This is a genomic window from Dietzia sp. B32 (assembly GCF_024732245.1).
GTDB lineage: Bacteria > Actinomycetota > Actinomycetes > Mycobacteriales > Mycobacteriaceae > Dietzia.
The window spans coordinates 3,679,421-3,701,416 of the sequence record NZ_CP093845.1; the positions used below are offsets into that span (position 1 = coordinate 3,679,421).

Annotated in this window: 20 protein-coding genes and 2 riboswitches; of the genes, 11 read left to right on the plus strand and 9 right to left on the minus strand. The window is 69.0% G+C overall.

What is annotated here, in order from left to right:
- Positions 1-2 precede the first annotated feature (2 nt).
- The 4 genes from cobA to L8M95_RS17325 all read right to left on the minus strand — a co-directional run bounded on the left by cobA (position 3) and on the right by L8M95_RS17325 (position 6,905).
- The gene (gene cobA, locus L8M95_RS17310) at positions 3-746 is read right to left on the minus strand and encodes a uroporphyrinogen-III C-methyltransferase (RefSeq protein ID WP_260487298.1); all 744 of its coding nucleotides are present in this window, start codon (positions 744-746) and stop codon (positions 3-5) included.
- The gene (cobF, locus tag L8M95_RS17315) at positions 743-1,531 is read right to left on the minus strand and encodes a precorrin-6A synthase (deacetylating) (protein WP_260487299.1); all 789 of its coding nucleotides are present in this window, start codon (positions 1,529-1,531) and stop codon (positions 743-745) included. The genes cobA and cobF overlap by 4 nt, the downstream gene beginning before the upstream one ends.
- A complete protein-coding gene (gene cobN, locus L8M95_RS17320; protein ID WP_396119818.1) occupies positions 1,524-5,297 on the minus strand; it encodes a cobaltochelatase subunit CobN in 3,774 nt (1,257 codons plus the stop codon). Before cobN ends, cobF begins: the two co-directional genes overlap by 8 nt.
- Before the next feature lie 17 nt (positions 5,298-5,314).
- Positions 5,315-5,508, minus strand: a riboswitch (cobalamin riboswitch).
- A 71-nt stretch (positions 5,509-5,579) separates the two neighbouring features.
- A complete protein-coding gene (locus L8M95_RS17325) occupies positions 5,580-6,905 on the minus strand; it encodes a M23 family metallopeptidase (RefSeq protein WP_260487300.1) in 1,326 nt (441 codons plus the stop codon).
- 92 nt (positions 6,906-6,997) lie between these two features.
- Here L8M95_RS17325 and L8M95_RS17330 point away from each other — a divergent pair, with 92 nt between their 5' ends.
- From L8M95_RS17330 to L8M95_RS17345, 4 genes are all read left to right on the plus strand, one after another.
- Entirely contained in the window at positions 6,998-7,891 is an 894-nt protein-coding gene (locus tag L8M95_RS17330) for a nitrite reductase (protein WP_260487301.1), read from the plus strand.
- A 20-nt stretch (positions 7,892-7,911) separates the two neighbouring features.
- A riboswitch (cobalamin riboswitch) is annotated at positions 7,912-7,986 on the plus strand.
- Positions 7,987-8,059: 73 nt separating this feature from the next.
- A complete protein-coding gene (locus L8M95_RS17335; RefSeq protein WP_260487302.1) occupies positions 8,060-8,725 on the plus strand; it encodes a precorrin-8X methylmutase in 666 nt (221 codons plus the stop codon).
- On the plus strand, positions 8,722-10,293 hold the full coding sequence (locus L8M95_RS17340; RefSeq protein ID WP_260487303.1) for a precorrin-2 C(20)-methyltransferase: 1,572 nt from the start codon (positions 8,722-8,724) through the stop codon (positions 10,291-10,293). Before L8M95_RS17335 ends, L8M95_RS17340 begins: the two co-directional genes overlap by 4 nt.
- Before the next feature lie 119 nt (positions 10,294-10,412).
- Positions 10,413-10,874, plus strand: coding sequence for a MaoC/PaaZ C-terminal domain-containing protein (locus L8M95_RS17345; protein WP_260487304.1), 462 nt, complete (start codon positions 10,413-10,415; stop codon positions 10,872-10,874).
- Positions 10,875-11,012: 138 nt separating this feature from the next.
- Here the strand turns inward: L8M95_RS17345 and L8M95_RS17350 are convergent, their stop codons facing one another.
- Positions 11,013-12,095, minus strand: coding sequence for a cell wall metabolism sensor histidine kinase WalK (locus L8M95_RS17350; protein ID WP_096905713.1), 1,083 nt, complete (start codon positions 12,093-12,095; stop codon positions 11,013-11,015).
- A gap of 92 nt (positions 12,096-12,187) precedes the next feature.
- Positions 12,188-12,880 carry a response regulator transcription factor gene (locus tag L8M95_RS17355; protein WP_260489303.1) on the minus strand — a complete coding sequence of 231 codons (693 nt, stop codon included), beginning with the start codon at positions 12,878-12,880 and terminating at the stop codon, positions 12,188-12,190.
- A 313-nt stretch (positions 12,881-13,193) separates the two neighbouring features.
- Between L8M95_RS17355 and L8M95_RS17360 the strand changes: the two genes are divergently transcribed.
- Together L8M95_RS17360 and L8M95_RS17365 are read left to right on the plus strand one after the other, a co-directional pair.
- Positions 13,194-14,696 carry a multicopper oxidase family protein gene (locus L8M95_RS17360; protein ID WP_260487305.1) on the plus strand — a complete coding sequence of 501 codons (1,503 nt, stop codon included), beginning with the start codon at positions 13,194-13,196 and terminating at the stop codon, positions 14,694-14,696.
- Positions 14,697-14,756: 60 nt separating this feature from the next.
- Entirely contained in the window at positions 14,757-15,395 is a 639-nt protein-coding gene (locus L8M95_RS17365) for a DUF305 domain-containing protein (RefSeq protein WP_260487306.1), read from the plus strand.
- Positions 15,396-15,611: 216 nt separating this feature from the next.
- Here the strand turns inward: L8M95_RS17365 and L8M95_RS17555 are convergent, their stop codons facing one another.
- Positions 15,612-15,824: a hypothetical protein gene (locus tag L8M95_RS17555; RefSeq protein ID WP_312027428.1), complete on the minus strand. Its 213-nt coding sequence runs from the start codon at positions 15,822-15,824 to the stop codon at positions 15,612-15,614.
- A 39-nt stretch (positions 15,825-15,863) separates the two neighbouring features.
- Here L8M95_RS17555 and L8M95_RS17370 point away from each other — a divergent pair, with 39 nt between their 5' ends.
- From L8M95_RS17370 to L8M95_RS17390, 5 genes are all read left to right on the plus strand, one after another.
- Positions 15,864-17,804, plus strand: coding sequence for a heavy metal translocating P-type ATPase (locus L8M95_RS17370; RefSeq protein WP_312027429.1), 1,941 nt, complete (start codon positions 15,864-15,866; stop codon positions 17,802-17,804).
- Positions 17,805-17,809: 5 nt separating this feature from the next.
- Positions 17,810-18,406 (plus strand): CueP family metal-binding protein, encoded by a 597-nt coding sequence (locus tag L8M95_RS17375; protein WP_260487307.1) that lies wholly within the window; start codon positions 17,810-17,812, stop codon positions 18,404-18,406.
- Positions 18,407-18,473: 67 nt separating this feature from the next.
- Complete coding sequence (locus tag L8M95_RS17380; RefSeq protein ID WP_260487308.1) at positions 18,474-18,815, plus strand: hypothetical protein; 342 nt, start codon at positions 18,474-18,476, stop codon at positions 18,813-18,815.
- 18 nt (positions 18,816-18,833) lie between these two features.
- A complete protein-coding gene (locus L8M95_RS17385; protein WP_260487309.1) occupies positions 18,834-19,775 on the plus strand; it encodes an APC family permease in 942 nt (313 codons plus the stop codon).
- A gap of 181 nt (positions 19,776-19,956) precedes the next feature.
- Positions 19,957-20,346, plus strand: a complete 390-nt coding sequence (locus L8M95_RS17390; RefSeq protein WP_243699844.1) for a four-helix bundle copper-binding protein — start codon at positions 19,957-19,959, stop codon at positions 20,344-20,346.
- Positions 20,347-20,600: 254 nt separating this feature from the next.
- Here L8M95_RS17390 and L8M95_RS17395 read toward each other — a convergent pair whose 3' ends face one another.
- The gene (locus L8M95_RS17395; RefSeq protein ID WP_120283045.1) at positions 20,601-20,990 is read right to left on the minus strand and encodes a hypothetical protein; all 390 of its coding nucleotides are present in this window, start codon (positions 20,988-20,990) and stop codon (positions 20,601-20,603) included.
- Between the two features lie 172 nt (positions 20,991-21,162).
- Positions 21,163-21,792: a TetR/AcrR family transcriptional regulator gene (locus tag L8M95_RS17400; protein ID WP_120283047.1), complete on the minus strand. Its 630-nt coding sequence runs from the start codon at positions 21,790-21,792 to the stop codon at positions 21,163-21,165.
- Positions 21,793-21,996: the final 204 nt, after the last annotated feature.

The following is a 21,996-nucleotide window of genomic DNA, read 5'->3' on the forward strand; positions in this document are numbered from 1 at the left end:
GGCTATCCGGCCAACCCGGCGACCGCACCGATCACGGTGATCGCGGGAGGCTCGACCTCCGCCTCGGTCGCCTGCTGCGCGATCGTCGCTAGCGTCCCGCGCAGGACCCGCTGCGCCGGGGTCGATCCGTTCTCGATCATGACCGCGGGAGTATCCGCTGCAAGCCCTTCGGCGAGAAGCTCAGCGGCGATGGCGGCGAGGTTCGTCACCGCCATGAGCAGCACGAGGGTGGTTCCGGATCGGGCGAGCGCCCCATAGTCGAGGGTCGACTGCGGGTCGCCCGGCGGGACATGGCCGGAGATCACCGACACGCCCTGCGAGAGTCCGCGGTGGGTGGCCGGGACGCCGGCGAGGGCCGGAACCGACAGCGCCGAGGTGACGCCCGGGATCACGGTGACGGGCACCCCGGCCGCGGTGCACGCGAGGTGCTCCTCGGCGCCGCGGCCGAACAGGAAGCTGTCGCCGCCCTTGAGTCGGACGACGGTCCGCCCGCGCCGCGCGTGCTCCACGAGGATCCGGTTGATCTCCTCCTGCGGGGTCGCCGGACCGAAGGGCACCTTGCCCACGTCGATCACCTCGATGCCCGGGTCGAGCTCGTCGAGGATCGACACCGGTCCCAGGCGGTCGGTCACCACCACGTCGGCGGTGCGGACGGCGTCGAGGCCGGCCACGGTCATCAGCCCCGGGTCCCCCGGCCCGCCGCCGACCAGAACCACCCGGCCCGCGCTCTCCTTCTCAGCCGTCATCGGGCCGTCGTCCCTTCTCCGCGTCGCAGTAGATACACGTCCATCACCCAGCCGTGCTCGTCGCGCAGTCGCTCGCGGTGCGCGCGCAGCTCCTCCAGCACGTCGCCGACCCGGCCCGCAACGAGCGTCTCGCCGGCGTCGCCGAGGTTGCCTCCCCACCAGATCTGCCAGTCGGCCAGGTCATCGAGCGGCAGGTCGCCGTTGAGCATCACCACCACGTTGTCCGCGCCGGCAGCCACGACCTCGCGCAGTCTGCGGCCGGTGGTCACGGTGACCGTGCCGCCGATCTCGTGCAGGACCAGCCGGTGGCGAGCGGCCAGAACCTGGAGCGCGGAGATCCCGGGCACGACCTCCACCTCCAGGTCCAGCGCACCGCGCTCGGCGATCCGGTCGAGGATCCTCAGCGTTGAGTCGTAGAACGCCGGGTCGCCCCACACGGGGATCGCCACATCGCCGGGCCGGGTGGCCACGACGCGTTCCCAGGCCAGGGAGCGGGCCTCGTGCCAGTCCGTCACGACGCCGCGGTACCCGGCGTCGGAGGAGGTCGACGACGACGAGCGGTCCCTCTCCGGATCGGGCACACCCACCAGCTCGACGCCCGGCGCGTGGCGGGCGAGCACCTGCGCGCGGAGATCGATCAACGGGTCGGCCGGGCCTTTCACGGCCGCGAGGGCGTAGTCGCTGGCGCGCAGGGCCCGGGCGGCCTCGACCGTGATCTGGTCGAGCCCGCCCGAGCCGATGCCCACGACCCGCACCCGCCTGCGGCCGGTGGGGAACTCAGTCACCGTGGGACTCCTCGAGATCGCCCTCGACGTCGAGGTAGACCTGCCGCATCCGGTCCATGATGTCCGCGTCGGGCTCGGCCCACATCCCGCGGTCGGCGGCCTCGGAGAGCCGCTCGATCATCCCGCGCAGCGCCCACGGGTTGGACCGGCGCAGGAACTCCTGGTTTGTCTCGTCCAGGACGTACTCGCGGGCGAGCGAGTCGTACATCCAGTCGTGGACCACGCCGGCGGTCGCGTCGAACCCGAAGAGGTAGTCCACCGTGGCCGCCAGCTCGAACGCCCCCTTGTAGCCGTGACGTTGCATGGCCGCGATCCACCGCGGGTTCACCACGCGGGCCCGGAACACCCGCGTGGTCTCCTCCGCCAGCGACCGGGTGCGGACGGCGTCGGGCGTGGTCGAGTCGCCCACATAGGCGCGCGGCTCGGCGCCGGTGAGCGCGCGGACGGTGGCGATCATCCCGCCGTGGTACTGGAAGTAGTCGTCCGAGTCGGCGATGTCGTGCTCGCGGGTGTCGATGTTCTTGGCCGCCACCGCGATGCGCCGGTAGTTGGTGCGCATGTCGTCGGCCGCGGGGACTCCGTCGAGGTCGCGGCCGTAGGCGTACCCGCCCCAGCGGGTGTAGACCTCGGCCAGGTCTCCGTCGTCGCGCCAGTTGCCCGCCTCGATGGTCTGCAGGATCCCGGCGCCGTACGAGCCGGGTGGGGAGCCGAAGATGCGGGTGGTGGCCCGGCGGTGGTCGGAGTGCTCGGTCAGATCGGCCCGCGTGTGGGCGGCGACGAAGTTGTGTTCGTCGGGCTCGTCCAGCTCGGCGACCATCCGCACGGCGTCGTCGAGCATCCCGATGACATGCGGGAACGCATCGCGGAAGAAGCCCGAGATGCGCACGGTCACGTCGACGCGCGGGCGGCCCAGCTCCTCGGACGGGACCACCTCCAGACCCGTGACCCGGCGGGAGGCCTCATCCCACTCGGGGCGGACGCCCAGCAGGGCCAGGACCTCGGCGATGTCGTCGCCCGAGGTGCGCATGGCCGAGGTGCCCCAGATCGACAGCCCCACCGAGCTCGGGTACTCCCCGGTCTCGGCGACGTGCCGGTCCAGCAGCGAGTCCGCCATGGCCTGACCGGTCTCCCACGCCAGCCGCGACGGGACGGCGCGCGGGTCCACCGTGTAGAAGTTCCGGCCCGTGGGCAGCACATTGACCAGGCCCCGAAGGGGGGATCCCGAGGGCCCGGCCGGGATGAACCCGCCGTCCAGGGCGTGCATGACGGCGTCCAGCTCGTCGACAGTGGCGGCCAGGCGCGGCACCACCTCACGGGCGGCGAACTCGAGCACCTGCGCGACCTCGTCGTCGTCGTTGTCGTCATCGCCCTCGGACGCGCCGTCACCCGCCCCACCCGCGGTGAGGCCCGCGGCGGCGAGGACGTCGGGCACCGCGGCGACGTCCCACTCCCGCGCGTCCATCCCCTCGACCAGCGCCTTGGCCAGCGCCTCGACCCGGTCGACCTCCTCGGTCGGCGCGCCCTCGGCCAGCCCGAGTGCGCGGCGCAGGCCCGGAACCGCCCCGGACTCGCCGCCCCACACCTGCGAGGCCCGCAGGATCGCCAGCACCAGGTTGACGCGCGCCTCGCCCGCGGGCGCCTGCCCCAGGACGTGCAGGCCGTCGCGGATCTGGACGTCCTTGATCTCGCACAGCCAGCCGTCGACGTGGAGGAGGAAGTCGTCGAACTCCTCGTCGTCGGGCCGCTGCTCGAGGCCCAGGTCCTCGTGCATGTGCGCGGACTGCATGAGCGTCCAGATCTGCGCGCGGATGGCCGGGAGCTTGGCCGGGTCCATCGACGCGATGTTCCCGTACTCATCGAGCAGCTGCTCGAGGCGGGCGATGTCTCCGTACGACTCCGCGCGGGCCATCGGCGGGACCAGGTGGTCGACGATCGTCGCGTGCGCGCGGCGCTTGGCCTGGGCCCCCTCGCCGGGGTCGTTGACGAGGAAGGGGTAGATCAGCGGCAGGTCGGCGATCGCCGCGTCGGTGGCACAGTCCGCCGAGAGCGCGGCGTTCTTGCCCGGCAGCCACTCCAGCGAGCCGTGCTTGCCGATGTGCACCAGCGCATGCGCCCCGAAGCCGCGGGCGAGCCAGCGGTAGGCGGCCAGGTAGTGGTGGGAGGGCGCGAGCTCGGGGTCGTGATAGATAGCGACCGGGTTCTCGCCGAATCCGCGGGGCGGCTGGATGAGCAGGACGACGTTCCCTGCCTGGATGGTGGCCAGCACGATCTCGCCGGCGTCGTTGACGAACAGCTTCCCCGGCGCTGGCCCCCACGCCTCGACCATCTCCGCGCGCAGCGCCTCGGGCAGGTCCGCGGTCCAGCGCAGGTAGTCGTCGGTGGAGATCCGCACGTGACTGTCGGTGAGCTGGGCGCTGGTGAGCCACTCCTCGTCCTGCCCGCCCGCGGCGATGAGCGCGTGGATGAGTGCGTCGCCGGCGGCGGTGTCGTCGGCGAAACCGCCCTCCGCGACGGTGCCATCCGCCCCCGGCTCGGTGAGGTCGAGGCCCGGTCGATCGAGAAAGCGCGCGATGGGGCCGTCGTCCGGGCCCAGGTCGTAGCCCTCGTCGCGCATCCGGCGCAGCAGGCGGATGGTCGAGACCGGGGTGTCCAGACCGACGGCGTTGCCGATGCGGGAGTGCTTGGTCGGATAGGCCGAGAGGACCAGCGCGACCTTGCGGTCGGCGGGCGCCACATGGCGCAGCCGCGCGTGGGCCACGGCGATCCCGGCGACGCGAGCGCACCGCTCCGGATCGGCCACGTAGCGGGGTAGGCCGTCGGCGTCGATCTCCTTGAACGAGAACGGCGCAGTGATGATCCGGCCGTCGAACTCGGGGATCGCGATCTGGTTGGCGGAGTCCAGCGGGTTGACGCCGTCGTCTGAGGCAGCCCAGTCCTCGCGGCTCCACGTCAGACACAGGCCCTGCAGGACGGGAATGTCCAGCGCGGCGATGCGCTCGACGTCCCACGTCTCGTCCTCGCCGCCCGCACTCACCGCGCCGGGCGTGGTGCCGCCGGCAGCGAGAACCGTCACGACCAGCGCATCGAGAGTGCCGAGGGCGTCGAACAGCTCGTCGGGGGCCGAGCGCAGGGAGCCGGCGAAGACCGGCACTCCCACCGCGCCAGCGGCGTCGATCGCGTCGGCCAGCGCGTGGGCGAACCCGGAGTTCCCGCTCACCTCGTGGGCGCGGTAGTAGAGCACGCCCACGCGGGGCAGGCCGGGGGCTTCCGTCGTGCCCGGCCGCGGCGGCATCCCCCACACCGGCACGTTCTCCGGCGGCTCGAACCCGGCGCCGGTGAGCAACACGGTGTCGGCCAGGAACGCGTGCAGCTGCGCCAGGTTGCCCGGGCCGCCCTCGGCGAGATAGCGGTGTGCCTCGGCCGCGGTGCCGATCGGGACGGTGGACAGCTCCATAAGGTCGGCGTCGGGGGTCTGCTCGCCACCCAGGACCACCACCGGAACGCCCGCGCCGAGCACGGCGGCGAACCCGGCCTCCCACGATCGCCGCGAGCCGAGGATGCGGACCACCACCAGGTCGGCGCCGTCGAGCAGTTCGGGCAGATTCGCCTCGACGTCGAGTCGAGACGGGTTGCCGAGCGCCCATGCGGCGCCGGAGGCCCGGGCGCTGAGCAGGTCGGTGTCGGAGGTGGACAACAGGGTGATGCGGGGCACGTCTGAGCGTGCCGAGGCGTCATCAGGGGACGCCAAACGCCGGGTGGGGCGCATGTTCTTCTCCAAACCCTCGTGGAACATGTCGCCGTGGCCGGTCTCCTGGCTTCCGCATCAACGCCGCGCGACCGACCTTCCCGGACCGATGAGTCCAGTGGTCTCCGACCCGGGAGGGACGGACGAGGGTGCGCGACTCCGCGACTACAGTGGCGAGGGCCGCGCCGGCTTTTCCTCCGGCTTCCCGAACACCACGGCACCGGGGAGCCTATCCGCCGGCCGCGGCCCCCGGCCGCCCGGCCGCCGCGCGAGGGTCGCGGGAGCCCGGGACGGCCGCCCCGATCAGGGGAAGTCCACCACCGCGAGGTTGAGGGGCAGCTCGTTCATCCGCGGCTCCGGCGAGAGGGTCGCCTCGTCGACGAAGGTGCCGGACAGGAAGTCGTCGGCGTCGGCGATCCGCTGCGGCGGGACCTGCCCGGCGTAGTCGAACCCCTTCAGCTCGTACGGCAGCGAGTCGGCCTCGAGCAGGCTCGGCCCGTCCATGAGCTGGAAGTGCAGGTGCGAGGCGTTGGCGTTGCCGGTGTTCCCGAGCTTGCCGAGCACCTGGCCTTCGGTCACCGTGTCGCCGGGTTTCACCGTGACCGAGCCGGAGATCATGTGTGCGTACATCGCGTACACGCCGTCGCCGAGGTCGAGCACCACGTGGTTGCCGTCCACGTTCTCGACGGTGAGCTTGGAGGCCAGTTCCGGGTTGCTGGCGGGCAGGACCCCCGGCGCGTTGGCGTCCATGCCGTCGAGGACCGAGACCACGGTGGCGTCGGCGACGGCGAGGATCTCGGCGCCGTAGTCCACGTAGCTCTCGTTGTGGTTCTTGTCGCCGGTATAGAACTCGCCCTGGTCGTTGGTGCGCTTCCAGTCGATCGCGAAGCGCTGGCTGTTGTTGAGTTTGCCGTTGACCGACATCACCGAGCTGCGGTGCGGGAAGCCCGGTTCGCAACACCCGTTGAGGGCCACCCAGTTCTCGCCCCGCACGGGCGGCGCGATGACCGGCACGGTGCGGGTGGAGAAGGCGACCGGCGTCGTGAGGTAGTCGATGGGCCCCGGCTCGCCGAACGCCGGCGAGGCGGCGCCGGTCCCGTAGAGGTGGTGCAGCACCGCGTCCGGGGCCTGGTCGAGCGAGTCGAGGGTGAAGTCGATGAACATGACCCGGCTCTCCTGCGGCGGGATCTGCGCGGTGTCGACGTACCCGGCGGGCAGGTCGCGCAGGCGGTTGCAGTCACCGAAGACGCAGTCCGGGTCCACGAGAGCGGCGGCGGAGAAGCTGGCGATGACCTTGGTGGGATCAGTGCCGTCCACCACGTCGATCTTGTCCACGCTCGCCGGCACCTTGGTGGCGTTGGTGAGCTGCAGGTCGTAGGCCACGTGGTACTTGCCGTCGGTGCCCTTGAACGGCAGCGGCGAGTTGCCGATGGGAATCATCGTCAGCGCGGTGAACGCGTCCGGGACGGTCACCCCGGCGACGGACCCGGCGGCCGGTGATGCCGTGGTAGTGGCGGCCGCTTCGGCGGCGGCGGGTTCGGTGGCGGCGTCCGACGAGCACCCGGCCGCGACCAGTGCGACTGCGGTGAGGACGGAGGCGAGAAGGGTGGGTACGCGGCGAGGTGTCACGGTGGAGCTCCGTTTCTTCAGTTGTGAAGAAAAAACTTACCACCGGGGATCGGGAAATTGAACGCGCGCGTCGGGCTGCCACAATGGCCCCCGTGAGCATCGCCGAACCCACCCGCCGGACCCGTGGCGACCTGTGCCCGGGCGTCCTGCGGCCGTGGCCGGCCTCCGACGGCGCCCTGGTCCGACTGCGCGTGCCGGGTGGCCGCGTGTCACCGGCGGCCCTGTCCGCCCTGCACGGGGTCGCCGTGAGATATGGCGACGACGACAACGTGCACGTGACCACGCGTGCGAACCTGCAGCTTCGGGCTCTGCCGATCGGTCCGGACGGGCAGCTGCCCGGCGAGGTGGTGGCGGCGATCGCGGAGACGGGCCTGCTCCCCGCGCCCGGGCACGAGCTGGTGCGCAACGTCCTCGTCTCGCCGATGACGGGCCTGGGCGAGTCGTTCGGCGGGCAGGCCCGAGGCCGCGCGGACCTGCGGCCGGTGACCGAGGCGCTGGACGCCGGACTGTTGGCCGACCCCGCGCTCGGCGGCCTGCCGGGCCGGTTCTTGTTCGTCCTTGACGACGGCCGCGGGGACCTGCTCGATCGCTCCTGCGACCTGGGCCTGATCGCGCTGGATGCCGACACCGCGCAGTTGCGGGTGGGCGACCGCTGGTCCGAGGTGGTGCCGCTGGCCTACGCCTCCGACCGGCTGGTCGGGCTGGCCCGCGAGTTCGTCCGGGCCCGCGGCACCGGCCCGGACGCGCCGTGGCACGTGCGGGAACTACCAACCCCGCTCGTCGCGGCCCGCCCTGCGGACGGCCGGCTGCCGAGCCCGGCCCCGGTCCTGCCGTACGGGCCGGTCGCGGGGTCCGCGGGGCGGATCGAGCACGTCGAGGCGCCGGACGGGATGCTCGACCGCGCCCTCATCGCCCGACTCACCGGCGGCGACGTCGCCGAGCTCATCGTGACCCCGTGGCGCGGGGTGCTGGCCGTCCGCGAGTAGGCTGCGGGCTGTCCCACGGCGAGGAACCCGGTGCAAGTCCGGGGCGGTTCCGCCACTGTGAGGCCCGTCGAGCCGATGGGCCCAGCCAGATACTCACCGGGGATCAGCGCGCTCCCACCGCGTCGCTGCGACTTCTCACACCGGGGCGAGAACCCCGAGGAGGACCCCATGAGTGCTGCCCTGAGGCCGCCGCGTCGCTACGACTACGTCGACGACGGGCCCGCCATCTACGTCGACTCCTTCGCGACCATCCGCGGCGAGACCGACCTGTCCCGCGTTCCGGCCGACGCCGAGCGACTCGCCGTGCGGATGGTGCACGGCACCGGCCAGACCGACCTGACCCGTGACCTACAGGTGCACCCCGGGCTCGTGTCCGCAGCCCGGGGCGCCCTGGACGCCGGCGCGCCGATCCTCTGCGACGCCCACATGGTCGCCTCCGGGATCACCCGGGCCCGGCTCCCCCACGACAACGACGTGGTGTGCACCCTGTCCGATCCCGGCGTCCGCGACCTGGCCGCGCGGATGGGCACCACCCGCTCCGCCGCCGCGCTGGCGTTGTGGGGCGACCGCCTCGACGGCGCCGTCGTCGCGATCGGCAACGCCCCCACCGCCCTGTTCCACCTCCTGGAGATGCTGCTCGACGGTGCTCCCCGGCCCGCCGCGATCGTCGGCTGCCCGGTGGGGTTCATCGGCGCCGCCGAGTCCAAGGCCGCGCTCGCCGCGTTCGCGGACGATCACGGCATCGACGTCCCCTTCGTCACCGTCCACGGGCGGCGCGGCGGGTCCGCGATGACCGCCTCGGCCCTCAACGCCCTGGCCCAGGAGGCGGAGTGACCGGCCGTCTGTACGGCGTCGGCGTGGGACCGGGCGATCCCGAGTTGCTCACGCTCAAGGCCGCCCGGCTCATCGGCGCGGCCGACGTCGTGGCTTTTCACGCTGGGCGCGGCAAGGAATCCAACGCGCGTCGCATCGCCGCCGAGCTCATCCCTTCTGGCGCGATACAGGAGCGACTGGAATACCCCGTGACCACGGGTGTCACCGACCACCCGGGCGGGTACGCGGGCGCGATCGCGGACTTCTACAAACGCAGCGCGCAGCGACTGGCCGAGCACCTGGCCGCCGGCCGGGACGTGGTCCTGCTCTCGGAGGGAGACCCGCTGTTCTACGGCTCCTTCATGTACATGCACGACAAGCTCGCCGCTCGATTCAAGACCGAGATCGTGCCCGGCATCCCCGCGTTCGCCGCCGCCACCGCCGCGGCCGCCACTCCCCTGGTCCGGCAGACCGACGTCCTCACCGTCCTGCCGGGCACGCTCCCCGAGCCCGAGCTCGCGCGGCGACTTGCAGACACCGACGGTGCGATCATCATGAAGCTCGGCCGCAACTTCCCCGCCGTCCGGCGGGCCCTCGAGGCGGCCGGGCGGCTCGACGGCGCGGTCTATGTGGAGCGGGCCTCAACCGACGCGGAGGCACATCACCCGGTCAGCGAGGTCGACCCGGACTCCGTGCCGTACTTCTCGCTCATCGTCGTCCCCGGCGACTCTCAGCACTCCGACCCCACCGGCCGCCGGCCCGCGCCGCTCCCTGCACCCGGGGAGCCCTCCCCGGGGCGGACCGCCGGCTCGGCCGACTCTCTCGACTCCACGGACGGGCAGGCCCCGCCATCGCGCGGCGTCGTGCACGTCGTCGGCCTGGGCCCGGGGCCGCAGGACTGGCTCACCCCGGAGGCCTCGCGGATCCTGTCCGAGGTCGACCACGTGGTGGGGTACGCCCCGTACGTCGACAGGGTCCCCCAGCGGCCCGGGCTGCGTCGCCATTGCTCGGGCAACACCGTCGAGGTCGACCGCGCGGCACTCGCCCTGGAGTTGGCCGGCGCGGGCGAGCAAGTGGCCGTGGTCTCCGGCGGCGACGCGGGCGTGTTCGGCATGGCCTCGGCGGTCTTCGAGGCCGCCGAGGATCCGCACTTCGCCGGCATCGACATCCGAGTCGCTCCCGGGGTCTCCGCTGTACAGGCGGTGGCCGCGCGGGCGGGCGCTCCCATCGGTGCGGACTTTGCCGTGGTGAGCCTGTCGGACCGGCTCAAGCCGTGGGACGTCATCGAGCGGCGCCTCGACGCGATCGCCGCCGCCGACCTGATCCTGGCGGTCTACAACCCCGCCTCCCGCTCGCGCACCCACCAGGTCTCCGACGCCCGCGAGGTGATCCTGCGTCACCGTTGCCCGACCACGCCGGTGATCGTGGGCCGTGATGTTGGGCGAACCGAGGAATCCCTCACCGTGACGACTCTCGCCGACCTCGACTGCGACTCCGTCGACATGAAGTGCCTGCTCATCGTGGGCGCCTCTGGGACCCGGGTCACGGAGTCGGGACGCGTGTGGAGTCCGAGGTTTGTGACGTCGTGAACTCTGATCACTCGGGCATCGGCTAGACCCGAAGCCAGTATTGGCTCGCCAAAGCTCGGAAGTCATGGAGGCCTCCCGCGATCTGAGGCCGGTTTGGGCCGACTACTTGGGAGGGCGACATGACCGACATCTACTACGCGGACGATCTCGAACCCGGCCAACTAATCCCACTCGGGAGCTACACCATCACCGAGGAGGAGATCGTCACCTACGCACGACAGTGGGATCCGGTGTTCATCCACACCGACCCGACCGCGGCCGCGACAACCCCGCTCGGTGGCGTCATCGCCAGTGGACTACACACCTTGGCGATCTACCAGCGCTTGGCCGTGCCCGCCTTCTGGTCCCGTTTCACGGGAGGGGTGGGACGCAGTTTCGAGATTCAGTTCCGTCGGCCGGTGCGGCCGGACACCACATTGACCGGACACCTGACAATGCAAGAAACGACTCCACGACCCGAACGCGGCGATGCGAAAGTCACCATAACCGCAGAACTCGCCGACACCAGCGGCGAGACCGTTCTCGAGCTGACCAACCATTCCGTACTCCCGCTCCGCAGCGCCGCCGCAGGCTCAGCTTGATTGCTGCCACCACACCGGAGAATCGCTGTCCGCGGCCGCGAGACTGACACCCTGGGACTAGACCGACCACTCAAGCACTGACGTGCGCGGGGAGTGCAGCGGGGTTGGGCGGACAGATGACGGGGAGGTGCAAGTTTGCTAAAGCAGTTTCGTTCCTGGCGTTTCTGCCGTGCAGGGGAGTTCGAGGGTGAATTGTGCTCCGTGGCCTGTGCCGCGGCTGCTTACTCGGATTCGTCCTCCGTGTGCTTCGACCAGTGCTCGGGTGATCGCCAGGCCGATTCCGGTGCCGCCTGCGTTTCGGCCTCGGGCGGGATCGGCTCGGTAGAAGCGGTCGAAGAGATGATCTAGGTGCTGTGCGGCGATCCCTTCCCCGGTGTCGGAGACGGTGATCGCGGTTGTGTTCGTTCTCGAACGAACAGCGCTGAGGGTGACGGTCCCTCCGGTCGGTGTGTGTCGTAGGGCGTTGTCGAGGAGGTTTCCCAGTACCTGTCCTATTCGCTCGACGTCCACGGTGACGTCGGTTGGTTCGATCTCACCCATGTGCAGCTGGACACCTTTGTCCGAGTAGCGTTCGCGTGCTGCGTTGACTGCCGTTTCCACCAGGGCTTTAGTGGTGGTTCGGGCTGGTTGCAGTCGTGTGAGGTGTTCTTCTGCATCGGAGACGTCGACAATGTCCGACGCGAGGCGTTCGAGCCGCCGGGTGGCCGCCCACAACACCTGCCTTGTGGAGTCGTCGAAGGTACGGACTCCGTCGTCCACGGCCTCGAGGTAGGAGTCGATGGTGGCCAGCGGGGTGCGCAGCTCGTGGCCCAGATCCGCGAGCATCCTTCGCCTGGTGGCGTCTGTCGCATCGAGACGCCTGGCCAGTTCGTTGACGCTGGTCGCCAGATCGTCGAACTCCCGGCCAAGTTTCGGACTCGCCATCCGGGTCTCGTAGTGCCCACGCGCTATGTCTGCCGTCGAAGTGGTAACCATGGTGACCGAGCGCTGGACCCGGCGGGTGAGGTACCAACTGGTGAGCAAGGCCACCAGGACCGCGATGGCTACCGCCAGCCCCCAGGCCAGGACTATGGCGACCGTGAAGGCTTCTTCGACGTGGGCTGCTTCGTTCGAATCGTGGTCGATGCCGGCTTGACCGAGGTGGTCGTGGAAAATGCCCGGGGCCAGGGCGGAGGCGACGAGCCACGCGCTGACCGCGCACCCGACGACCACGCTGGACATGGCCAGGAGCAGGCGGGTACCGAAGCTGAATCCAGCGATGCGTCGGCTGGTGTGGGGCCGAGTTGTGGCCGCGTCCGGCGATGGTATGTCGTTCACTGGCCCGTTCCCATGCGGTAGCCAACTCCTCTGACCGTGCGTACGAAACGGCCTCGGGAGGCATCGTCGCCCAGCTTGCGGCGAAGGTGACCGATGTGGACGTCCACCAGGTGGTCGTCACCCACCCAGTTCGGGCCCCACACGGCGGCCATGAGCTGGGCTCGGCTGAAGACGACCCCAGGGTCGCGGGCGAGCGCGGCGAGGATGTCGAACTCGGTGCGGGTCAGCGCGACATCGGCGCCGCCGACGGTGACCTCTCGGCCCGCGGTGTCAATAGTCAGGTCGCCGACGGTTTGTACCTGTTCCGGCGACCTGCCGTGGTGGGTTTCGGTGGCGCCGGTTCGAGGTCTGCGCATCATCGCCTGGATCCTGGCCGAGAGCTCGCGTGGGCTGAACGGTTTGGTCATGTAGTCATCCGCGCCGACGGACAGGCCGATCAGCGTGTCGACCTCCTCGGTCCGGGCCGTGAGCATGACGATGTAGGCGTCGGAGTGCGTTCTGACCTGACGGCATACCTCGATCCCGTCCAGCCCGGGCAGCCCCAGGTCGAGAACGATGACATCGGGATCGATTCGGCGAGCCAGACCCACCGCCTCCTGTCCGTCCCCGGTGATCGTGACATCGAAACCGTCGCGCTCAAGATACGACCCGACCAGGTCCGCCAAAGGCTCCTCGTCATCGACCACCAGCGCCCGCGGACCGGCAGGCTGCTGGGCATGCGAACGGCGAACGCCAGAAACGGAAGGGGACATGCAGGCCATCATCGCCGCAACTCCTGGCAGTCCCTCACCCAGGTGGGCGCCTTGACCGAATCTTCACACGATCTCCATCGAGAACGCTCGGGTAGCCGGTCACCATGGGCGGTCGAGTCGGACACCGGAGGTACCTCATGCTCGGATGGGTGACATTCTCGGTCGGCGCTGTGGTCGTCACCGCACTGTGGGCGTCAACCTTGCTGCTGGTCACTGCCCTGTTCGGGCCGTCGCCCTCGGCGGGCGACCGGTGAAGGAGTTGTCGCGGCGGGCATTTCTCATCGGTTCGGTCCTGGCCGGCGCGGGTGCGGTGACCGCCTGCAGCGAGCCGGGGCCCTCGGGGGTGCCGGTATCGGCGTCGGATCCGGCGATCCGGGACCTGGAGGCCGAGCGGCAACGACCGGGACAGCAGGTGGTGAACGCTCGGCTGTCCCCGCGCCCGGTGGAGGTCGATCTCGGTGGTCTCGTGGTGTCGACCTGGGTATTTGCTGACACTGTTCCGGGTCCGGTCCTGCGGGCCCGGGCAGGAGATCTGCTGCAAGTCGAGGTGGATAACCAGCTCGACCAGGAGACGAGCGTGCACTGGCACGGCATCGCCCTGCGCAACGATATGGACGGAGTGCCCGGTCTGACCCAGGACCCGATCCGTCCGGGCGCCCGGTTCACCTACGACTTCACCGTCCCGCTCGCCGGCACACATTGGTACCACTCACACTCAGGGCTACAGCTCGACCGGGGCCTGTACGGTCCGCTGATCATCGACGATCCCGCCGACCCCGGGGACTATGACCACGAATGGATCGTCGTCCTCGACGACTGGCTCGACGGCATCGACGGCACTCCCGAGGACGCCGCCGGGCGAGTGGGCATGGATGCCCCCGGCACTCGGGGTCGGCCGATGGCCGGAATGGGGCACGGCCCGATGGGGGGCGCCCGGTCCAGCAACCCGATGATGACCTCCCGGTTGCTCGGTGTCGCCGGGGACGTCCACTATCCGCACTACTTGGTCAACGGCCGAGTCCCGGCCGATCCGATCTCATGGACTGCCAGCCCGGGCCAACGCGCGAAGATCCGGTTCATCAACGCCGGGGCGGACACGTTCTTCCGCGTCGCCCTCGGCGGACACACGATGACCGTCACCGACACCGACGGCTTTCCCACCGCGCCCCAGGAGACGGAGGCGATCCTGCTCGGAATGGGCGAGAGGGTCGACGTCGTGGTCACGCTGACAGACGGGGTGTTTCCCCTCTTCGTCGAAGCAGAAGGCAAGAACGGGTACGGGTACGCCCTTGTGCGCACCGGGGCCGGTGAGCTACCCGCCGACCCGCGCCCCGGCGAACTCGACGGACCGGTGCTGCTGGCCGCGGACCTGACCCCAGCGCCGGACTCACGACTGCCCGGCCGGGGGCACGACCGCTACCTCAGCGTCGACATGGGCGGCAGCATGATGCCGTATCGCTGGACACTCAACGGCCAAACCCACCCCGACACCACGCCGCTGGAGGTCTCCCGCGGCGACCGGGTCCGGATGCGGCTGCGCAACATGTCCGACATGGCCCACCCGATGCACCTTCACGGTCACACCTTCGCCCTCGCCGACAGCGGGCTGCGCAAAGACACCGTCACGATCCGCCCCATGCGGACTATCGAGATCGAGTTCGAGGCGAACAACCCCGGCCAATGGGCGTTCCACTGCCACAACGCCTACCACCAGGAAGCCGGAATGATGACCACCTTGTCCTACCTCGCCTGACCACCACCCGATCGACACACCACCCGATCTTGACGCCGACCCGAAAGGACATCGACCACGATGACCCGCACCACTCTGCTCCTGCCCGCAGCCCTGACCGCCGTTGCCCTGACGCTGTCCGCCTGCACCGACAGCACCGACAGCACCGAAGCCTCGCCCGCCGCGCCCACCACCGCGGCCGGCGCCACCACGTCCGTGACCGGCACCGCTGCCTCCGGCCAGGACGAGGAGCATTCGCAGGCCGACGTGATGTTCGCGCAGATGATGCTCCCGCACCACCAGCAAGCGATCGAGATGAGCGACATCATCCTGGCCAAGGACGACATCCCCGCCGACGTCACGGCGCTGGCCGAGGAGATCAAAGCCGCCCAGGGCCCCGAGATCGCGCAGCTGACCAACTGGCTCGAGCAGTGGGAAGAGCCCATCGAGGCGCAGGATGGTCACGGCGGTCACGACATGTCCATGATGGAAGGGATGCTCTCCGACGACGAACTTGAGCAGCTGTCCCAGGCCCAGGGAGTCGACGCCGCCCGGATGTTCATGGAGCAGATGATCGCCCATCACCAGGGCGCCATCGCCATGGCCGAGGACGAGGTCGAAAGTGGCCGCTACCAGCCCGCGGTCGAGTTGGCCCAGACCATCATCGACACCCAACAGCAGGAGATCGACACCATGCGCGACCTGCTCACCTCGCTCTAACCACCCCATCGCCATGGGCCACCCCGGCCCGGCACGACACCCGAGACACCACACCACGCGGAGAGGAAGATCCATGTTCTCCACAACGCGCTCTGCGCTCCCGCTCACGGCCGTCAAGGAAGCGTGTTCGTGCTGCTCCACGCCCACGGACCTAGAACGGATCGACGCCACCGGCCGTCCGCAAGCTGACGATGATGCCGCCCTGGCCGCCGGCGCTCACACGGAGACAGACAAATGAGTCAGCCACACGATCACCACCACCATGATCGGCGCGGCGAACCCGGTGACGGTTCGGACGGCCGCCCCGACGACATGGCCACATCGGTAGCCGAACATCATCACCCGGGCGCCGCTGACGACGCGGCCGGCCACGGCCACACCGGACAGCACCACACCGGTCATGAAGCCCACGGCGGTCATGCGGGCCACGCAGACCACGTCGGGCAGTTCCGACGGCTGTTCTGGATCATGCTCGTCTTGGCAGTGCCGGTGGTCGGCTTCAATGACACGTTCGCCGACCTCATCGGCTACCAGCTGCCGGAGGCCGACTGGGTGCGGTGGGTCTCCCCCGCCCTGGGCACAGTGATCTACCTCTGGGGCGGTCGGCCGTTCCTGACCGGCGCGCTGTCCGAGCTCCGCGCTCGCCAGCCCGGCATGATGCTCCTGATCGGCCTGGCCATCACCGTGGCGTTCATCGCCTCCTGGGGCGCTACCCTGCGCATCCTGGATCATGAGCTGAACTTCTGGTGGGAACTGGCCCTGCTGGTGGTGATCATGCTGCTGGGCCACTGGATCGAGATGCGCTCCCTGGCGCAGACCACCTCCGCGCTCGACTCCCTGGCGGCGCTGCTGCCGGATGAGGCCGAGAAGGTCGACGGCGACGACGTGGTGACAGTCGCTCCGGCCGACCTGGTGGTCGGCGACGTGGTGATCGTCCGCCCCGGTGCTTCTGTGCCCGCCGACGGCAAGATCATCGACGGCTCGGCCAGCATGGACGAATCCATGGTCACCGGCGAATCCAAGGCGGTCCGCCGCGGCATCGGCGAGCAGGTCGTCGCCGGCACGGTGGCCACTGATTCCGGCCTGCGCGTGAAGGTCTCGGCGACAGGGGACGACACCGCGCTGGCCGGGATCCAGAAGCTGGTGGCCGACGCACAGGCGTCCTCCTCGCGGGCCCAGCGCATCGCCGACACCGCCGCCGGCTGGTTGTTCTGGTTCGCCCTCGCGTCGGCCGTGATCACCGCGGTCATCTGGAGCGCTCTCGGGTTGCCGGACGCGGGTGTGGTGCGCACGATCACCGTGCTGGTCATCGCCTGCCCACACGCGCTGGGATTGGCGATCCCGCTCGTGGTCTCCATCGCCACCGAACGCGCCGCCCGCGGCGGCGTACTGATCAAGGACCGCCTCGCGCTCGAGTCGATGCGCACCGTCGACGCCGTCCTGTTCGACAAGACCGGCACCCTGACCAAGGGCGAACCCACCGTCACCGGAATCGAATCAATAGACGGACACACCGCCAACGAGGTGCTTGCCCTGGCTGCCGCGGCCGAGTCCGACAGTGAGCACCCGCTGGCCAGAGCCGTCGTCGGGGCCGCACGGGCCCGCGAACTGACCGTGTCGACGGCGATTGACTTCTCCTCCTCCCCGGCCGTGGGCGTCAAGGCCACGGTGGACGGCACCGTCGTCGAGGTCGGCGGCCCCTACCTGCTCGATCAGCACGGACGCGATGAACTGCCCGTCGCCGACCAGTGGCGCGACGAGGGCGCGATCATCCTGCACATCCTCGCCGAGGGCCGGGTGATCGGCGCGCTGCGGCTGGCCGACGAGATCCGGCCCGAGTCCCGCGCGGCCGTCGACGCCCTGCATGCTGCCGGTGCGCAGGTCGTCATGATCACCGGCGATGCCCGCGCCGTGGCCGACACCGTCGCCGCCGAGCTGGGCATCGACCGGGTCTTCGCCGGGGTCCGGCCAGAAGACAAGGCCGCCAAAGTCGCCGAACTGCAGTCCGAAGGCAAGAAGGTCGCCATGGTCGGCGACGGGGTCAACGACGCGCCCGCACTGGCCCAAGCCGATGTGGGCATCGCCATCGGCGCCGGGACCGACGTGGCGATCGGCTCCGCGGGGGTCATCCTGGCCTCATCGGATCCCCGCTCGGTGCTCTCGGTCATCGAACTGTCCCGGGCGAGCTACCGCAAGATGAAGCAGAACCTGTGGTGGGCGGCCGGCTACAACCTCGCCGCCGTGCCCCTGGCCGCAGGTGTCCTCGCCCCGATCGGATTCGTACTGCCCATGGGCGTCGGCGCCATCCTCATGTCCGCCTCCACGGTCGTCGTTGCTCTCAACGCTCAGCTGCTGCGTCGTCTCGACCTGCGCCCGGACACCGTCACCACAGCGATGCAACGAGGATGAATCCGATGAACGCCACCCACTCCACTCGGAGACGAGCCGCGACCGCGCTCGTTGCCGCCGCTGCCCTGACCCTCACCGGCTGCTCGATCGGCACCTCCGACAGTTCAGTGCCGGAATCTCACCCTGCGTCGTTGGAGCACTACGACCTCGCCGGCCTCGAGGCACCCCAAATCATCAACACGCTCGACACCATGCCGGTGGCCGACAGGCCAGACGATCTGATCGCCTCGGTGCAGCCGACAGAGGTGGTCTTGACCAGTGGCGATGAGAGCCTCGAGACGATTCCTATTCCAGAGGACCAGTTCTATCTGTCAGTGGCTCCGTACTACACGAGCACCCACCCCTGCCGATTCCATAGCCTGACCACTTGCCGCGGTGAGATCGCCAACGAACAGGTGCACGTCACAGCCACCGATAACGCCTCCGGTGACACCTTCATCGACGAACCGCGCACCACCTACGACAACGGCTTCCTCGGGCTCTGGCTACCGCGAGGCATCACGGCCACGCTCACCATCGACCACGACGGCAGAACGGCCACCGCTCCGATCTCCACGGGCGACAACGACCTCACCTGCCTGACCACTATGCAACTCGCCTGACATCCCCACTCGCGCCGACATCGCCACCGACGCGGCCACCCACTGGCAGGAAGGTAGTGCGGTCAGCATGGACCACAGCACACAGTCCCAAGACAAGCTCACTCTCACCGGATCCGTCGCACTGGGAACCGGGGTAATGATCGGAGCCGGCATCTTCGCCCTCGTGGGCCAGGTCGCCGAACTGGCCGGCGGCTGGGTGCCGTGGGCGTTCCTCGCCGGCGCGGTAGTGGTGGCATTCAGTTCCTACTCCTACATCCGGTACTCGGCCACCAACCCGTCCTCGGGCGGGATCGCGATGTTGCTCAAGGCCGCCTACGGGCCCGGGGTGGCGGCCGGCACGTTCTCCCTGTTCATGTACGTGTCGATGATCCTCGCCGAGTCCCTGCTGGGGCGGACCTTCGGCACCTAGGTGCTGCGGCCATTCGGCATGCAGGACTCGTCCCTGTGGGTGCCCGTGCTGGCAGTTCTCGCCATCTCCGCCGCCGCGCTGGTCAACCTGGTGGGCAACCAGTGGGTCGAGCGCTCAGCCACCGCTACCGCGGCGCTCAAGATCGTGGGCATCGCGGTGCTGGCGATCGGTGGCATCCTGGCCGCGGGCGTGTCCTCGCTGGGCCGGCTGGTCACCGTCGCCGACCGCACCCCACCGGACCACGGCTGGATGGGATTCCTGGCCGGGGTGACCCTGTGCATCCTGGCCTACAAGGGCTTCACCACGATCACCAACCAGGGTGCGGACCTGCGGGACCCGGAGCGCAATATCGGCCGCTCCATCATGATCTCGATCGCCCTGTGCACCGTCCTCTACTTGCTGATCACCGTCGCAGTGACCGCCAGCCTGACCGTGCCGCAGATCATCGGGGCCCGCGACTATGCCCTCGCCGAGGCGGCCGAGCCGATGTTCGGATCCTGGGGCGTCACGCTGACCGTGATCATCGCGGTGGTGGCGACGCTGTCAGGACTCATCGCGAGCTTGTTCTCGGTCTCCAAGCTCTACGACATGCTCCGCGACATGGGGCAGGTGCCGGGCCTGCCCGGGGCCGGCGGACACCAGTCGCTCTACATCACAGCTGGCCTGGCGATCCTCATGGCGGCCTTCTTCGACCTGTCACAAATCGCCTCCCTCGGGGCGATCCTGTACCTGGCAATGGACATCGCCATCCACTACGGGATCATCCGACGCCTCAGAGACGACGTCAACGCCAAGGCGTGGATCCCGTGGGTCGCGATCGTCCTCGACGTCGCAGTGCTCGTGCCCTTCCTCCTCCTCAAGGCGCAATCAGACCCGCTCACGCTGGGCATCACCGCCATCGTGGCCCTAGTCATCATCGCAGCGCAGTGGCTCACCGTGCGTCACCGCTCGGAACAATGATCCGCCCCCCTGCCAAAAGCAGCTACAACGGGTACTGGACGCTTGCTATTACAAAGATTCTGCGAAGGTCGGCCCGAGGGACTGTAGCCAGCACTGCGCATCAGTAGCGTCGGCGTCAGCTGGGCGCCTCCAGCGACGACTCGGAGAAGAAGGGAGCACATCGATGTCTCACATCACTTCAATGATCGAAACCCACCCCAACGACGCTTCCGGCATAGACGTGCAGAAGCTTGCCGACTGCATCGCTGCGTGTTTCGAATGCGCACAGACTTGCACCTCGTGCGCTGATGCCTGCCTGGCCGAAGAGATGGTCGCAGACCTACGGAACTGCATTCGCCTCAACCTTGACTGCGCCGATCTCTGCGCAACCACCGGCAATATCCTCAGCCGTCGCACTGGGCAGAACCTCGCCACGGTCAAGACCGCGCTCGAGGCATGCCGGACAGCATGCGCAGAATGTGCTACCGAGTGTAGGAAGCACGAGGACATGCATGAGCATTGTCGAGTCTGCGCCGAAGCCTGCCGCAAATGCGAACAGGCCTGCACCGAACTCCTGTCCGCGATCAGCTAACGATCATTGCCCGGCCTGGTCGGTCGCACGACAATCGACCAGGCTGGGCCACCCGCCGATATCCAGGTTTTATGTCAACCCGACCAGGCTGAGTCACGTCTGGAAGGTCGCCACTCCTCTCGTCCGCGAACCGGCACGAATTTCGTTCGGCCCGCTCCGGACGGCGGCTACAGCACGTAGCTGTAGGAGTACCACGGCCCTCCGAGGTGCTCTACCTGCAGATCTTTTACTCCAGGTTCGAACGTGGGAGGCCCCTATAGGGAATGTGCCCACCCGCGCATGTGAAATCCGAAGACGAAGTCGGCATCGCTGACCACGACCACCCCGTCCTCTCGGTGGCTGAGCTTCCAGACCTCCACGTGCCCTACTTGCCGTGGGGTGTCGAAGCCGTAGTGCTCCGACCAACCCGGCGGATGGGAGCGAGCCTGCGCAACAGCATTCTCCATCTCTGAGCGAGAGGAATCGAACCCTTTTGGGACCGCTGCTCCAATCGCCAGCACCACGGCCACACCAGCCACGAAAAGGGCCGGAGGGGCCCCGAGCCACCACGTTCGTAGCTGCCGGAATCGCCACGCCACCAGCACCGCGATCAGCCACGCCAGGCCCGCGATCATCAGCGCCCAGCCGACCTTCTTGCCCCACACGGGTATATCGTCGTCTGGCGGGTTCGCCTGCGACAGATAGTCAACGGCGTGCCACAGGATCTCGTTTTCTTGCCCCTAAAAGTGGAGTCCACTGTGGCCGTCACGCGGCAACGATTCTCGGCGGCTCGCGGCATCGTCCGGCCTCGAAACCAGCGACTTTCCATGACCAAGGTCATTGCGGCGTTCCTTGCGGTGCCAATGTCTCGGTGACGCGAACACTCAGTTCCGGCTTGTCGTGGCCTTCGGTGTGGGTGTATGTCCCGAGATGGGACCACATCGAGTCCACGAGCGGCTGGAGGAACAAACGGCCCAGCTGAGTGACGATGACGTCGACCACCTGAACAGCATCGGCGCGGACCCTAGACGCCGCGCCAGATTCCCGCATAGCCGCCACTTCCCGGTGTGTCAGCTCGGTGAGTCGCTCGAGTAACTCACCTCGCTGACCGCCGGGATCTAGCAACGCGCGGCGCAGGTAGTTCACCACCTCGGGACGCCTGACCAGCATGTCGGCAACCGCGTCGTTGCGGATCCGGGCGATGTCGGCGCCTGGGATGTCCACGGGCGCCGAGGCAAGTGCGGTAGCGAAATGCTCTACGACCAGTCGCTCGACCGCCTCGCGAAGGCCGTCCTTCGTGCCGTAGTGATGGACCACGAGACCCACCGTCACTCCGGCCGCGGTTGCCACGGTTCGCAACGAAGTGCCGTCCTCGCCGTTGGCGGCGTAGAGATCCAGTGCGGCGTTGCGGATGCGCGCCTTGGCAGTGAGATCCTGGCCCGCGGCGCCTGGTGCGGAACGATTCACGCGGTTCCCCTTCAGTTGCGGTCGAGCCTACGGACCCCAAACTAGACTATACGTCGGTACCGCTTACTGTATGTTCGTACAGTACAAGGTGTCCCGGCTCAGTCGGCCTTGTCGACCTGACTATCGTGCCGTCGACAGCCAGTTGCTCAGGCCACCCGCATCGGGCCTCAGGGCCCCTTGGACGTCCCGGTCAAAGGTTGGGTC

Excerpts from the sequence above, each read along its gene's own strand:
- cobA (WP_260487298.1), bottom strand. The coding sequence starts at position 746 with ATGACGGCTGAGAAGGAGAGCGCGGGCCGGGTGGTTCTGGTCGGCGGC.
- cobN (WP_396119818.1), bottom strand. The coding sequence starts at position 5,297 with ATGCGCCCCACCCGGCGTTTGGCGTCCCCTGATGACGCCTCGGCACGC.
- L8M95_RS17335 (WP_260487302.1), top strand. The coding sequence starts at position 8,060 with ATGAGTGCTGCCCTGAGGCCGCCGCGTCGCTACGACTACGTCGACGAC.
- L8M95_RS17345 (WP_260487304.1), top strand. The coding sequence starts at position 10,413 with ATGACCGACATCTACTACGCGGACGATCTCGAACCCGGCCAACTAATC.
- L8M95_RS17350 (WP_096905713.1), bottom strand. The coding sequence starts at position 12,095 with ATGTCCAGCGTGGTCGTCGGGTGCGCGGTCAGCGCGTGGCTCGTCGCC.
- L8M95_RS17365 (WP_260487306.1), top strand. The coding sequence starts at position 14,757 with ATGACCCGCACCACTCTGCTCCTGCCCGCAGCCCTGACCGCCGTTGCC.
- L8M95_RS17370 (WP_312027429.1), top strand. The coding sequence starts at position 15,864 with ATGCTCGTCTTGGCAGTGCCGGTGGTCGGCTTCAATGACACGTTCGCC.
- L8M95_RS17375 (WP_260487307.1), top strand. The coding sequence starts at position 17,810 with ATGAACGCCACCCACTCCACTCGGAGACGAGCCGCGACCGCGCTCGTT.
- L8M95_RS17380 (WP_260487308.1), top strand. The coding sequence starts at position 18,474 with ATGGACCACAGCACACAGTCCCAAGACAAGCTCACTCTCACCGGATCC.
- L8M95_RS17385 (WP_260487309.1), top strand. The coding sequence starts at position 18,834 with ATGCAGGACTCGTCCCTGTGGGTGCCCGTGCTGGCAGTTCTCGCCATC.
- L8M95_RS17390 (WP_243699844.1), top strand. The coding sequence starts at position 19,957 with ATGATCGAAACCCACCCCAACGACGCTTCCGGCATAGACGTGCAGAAG.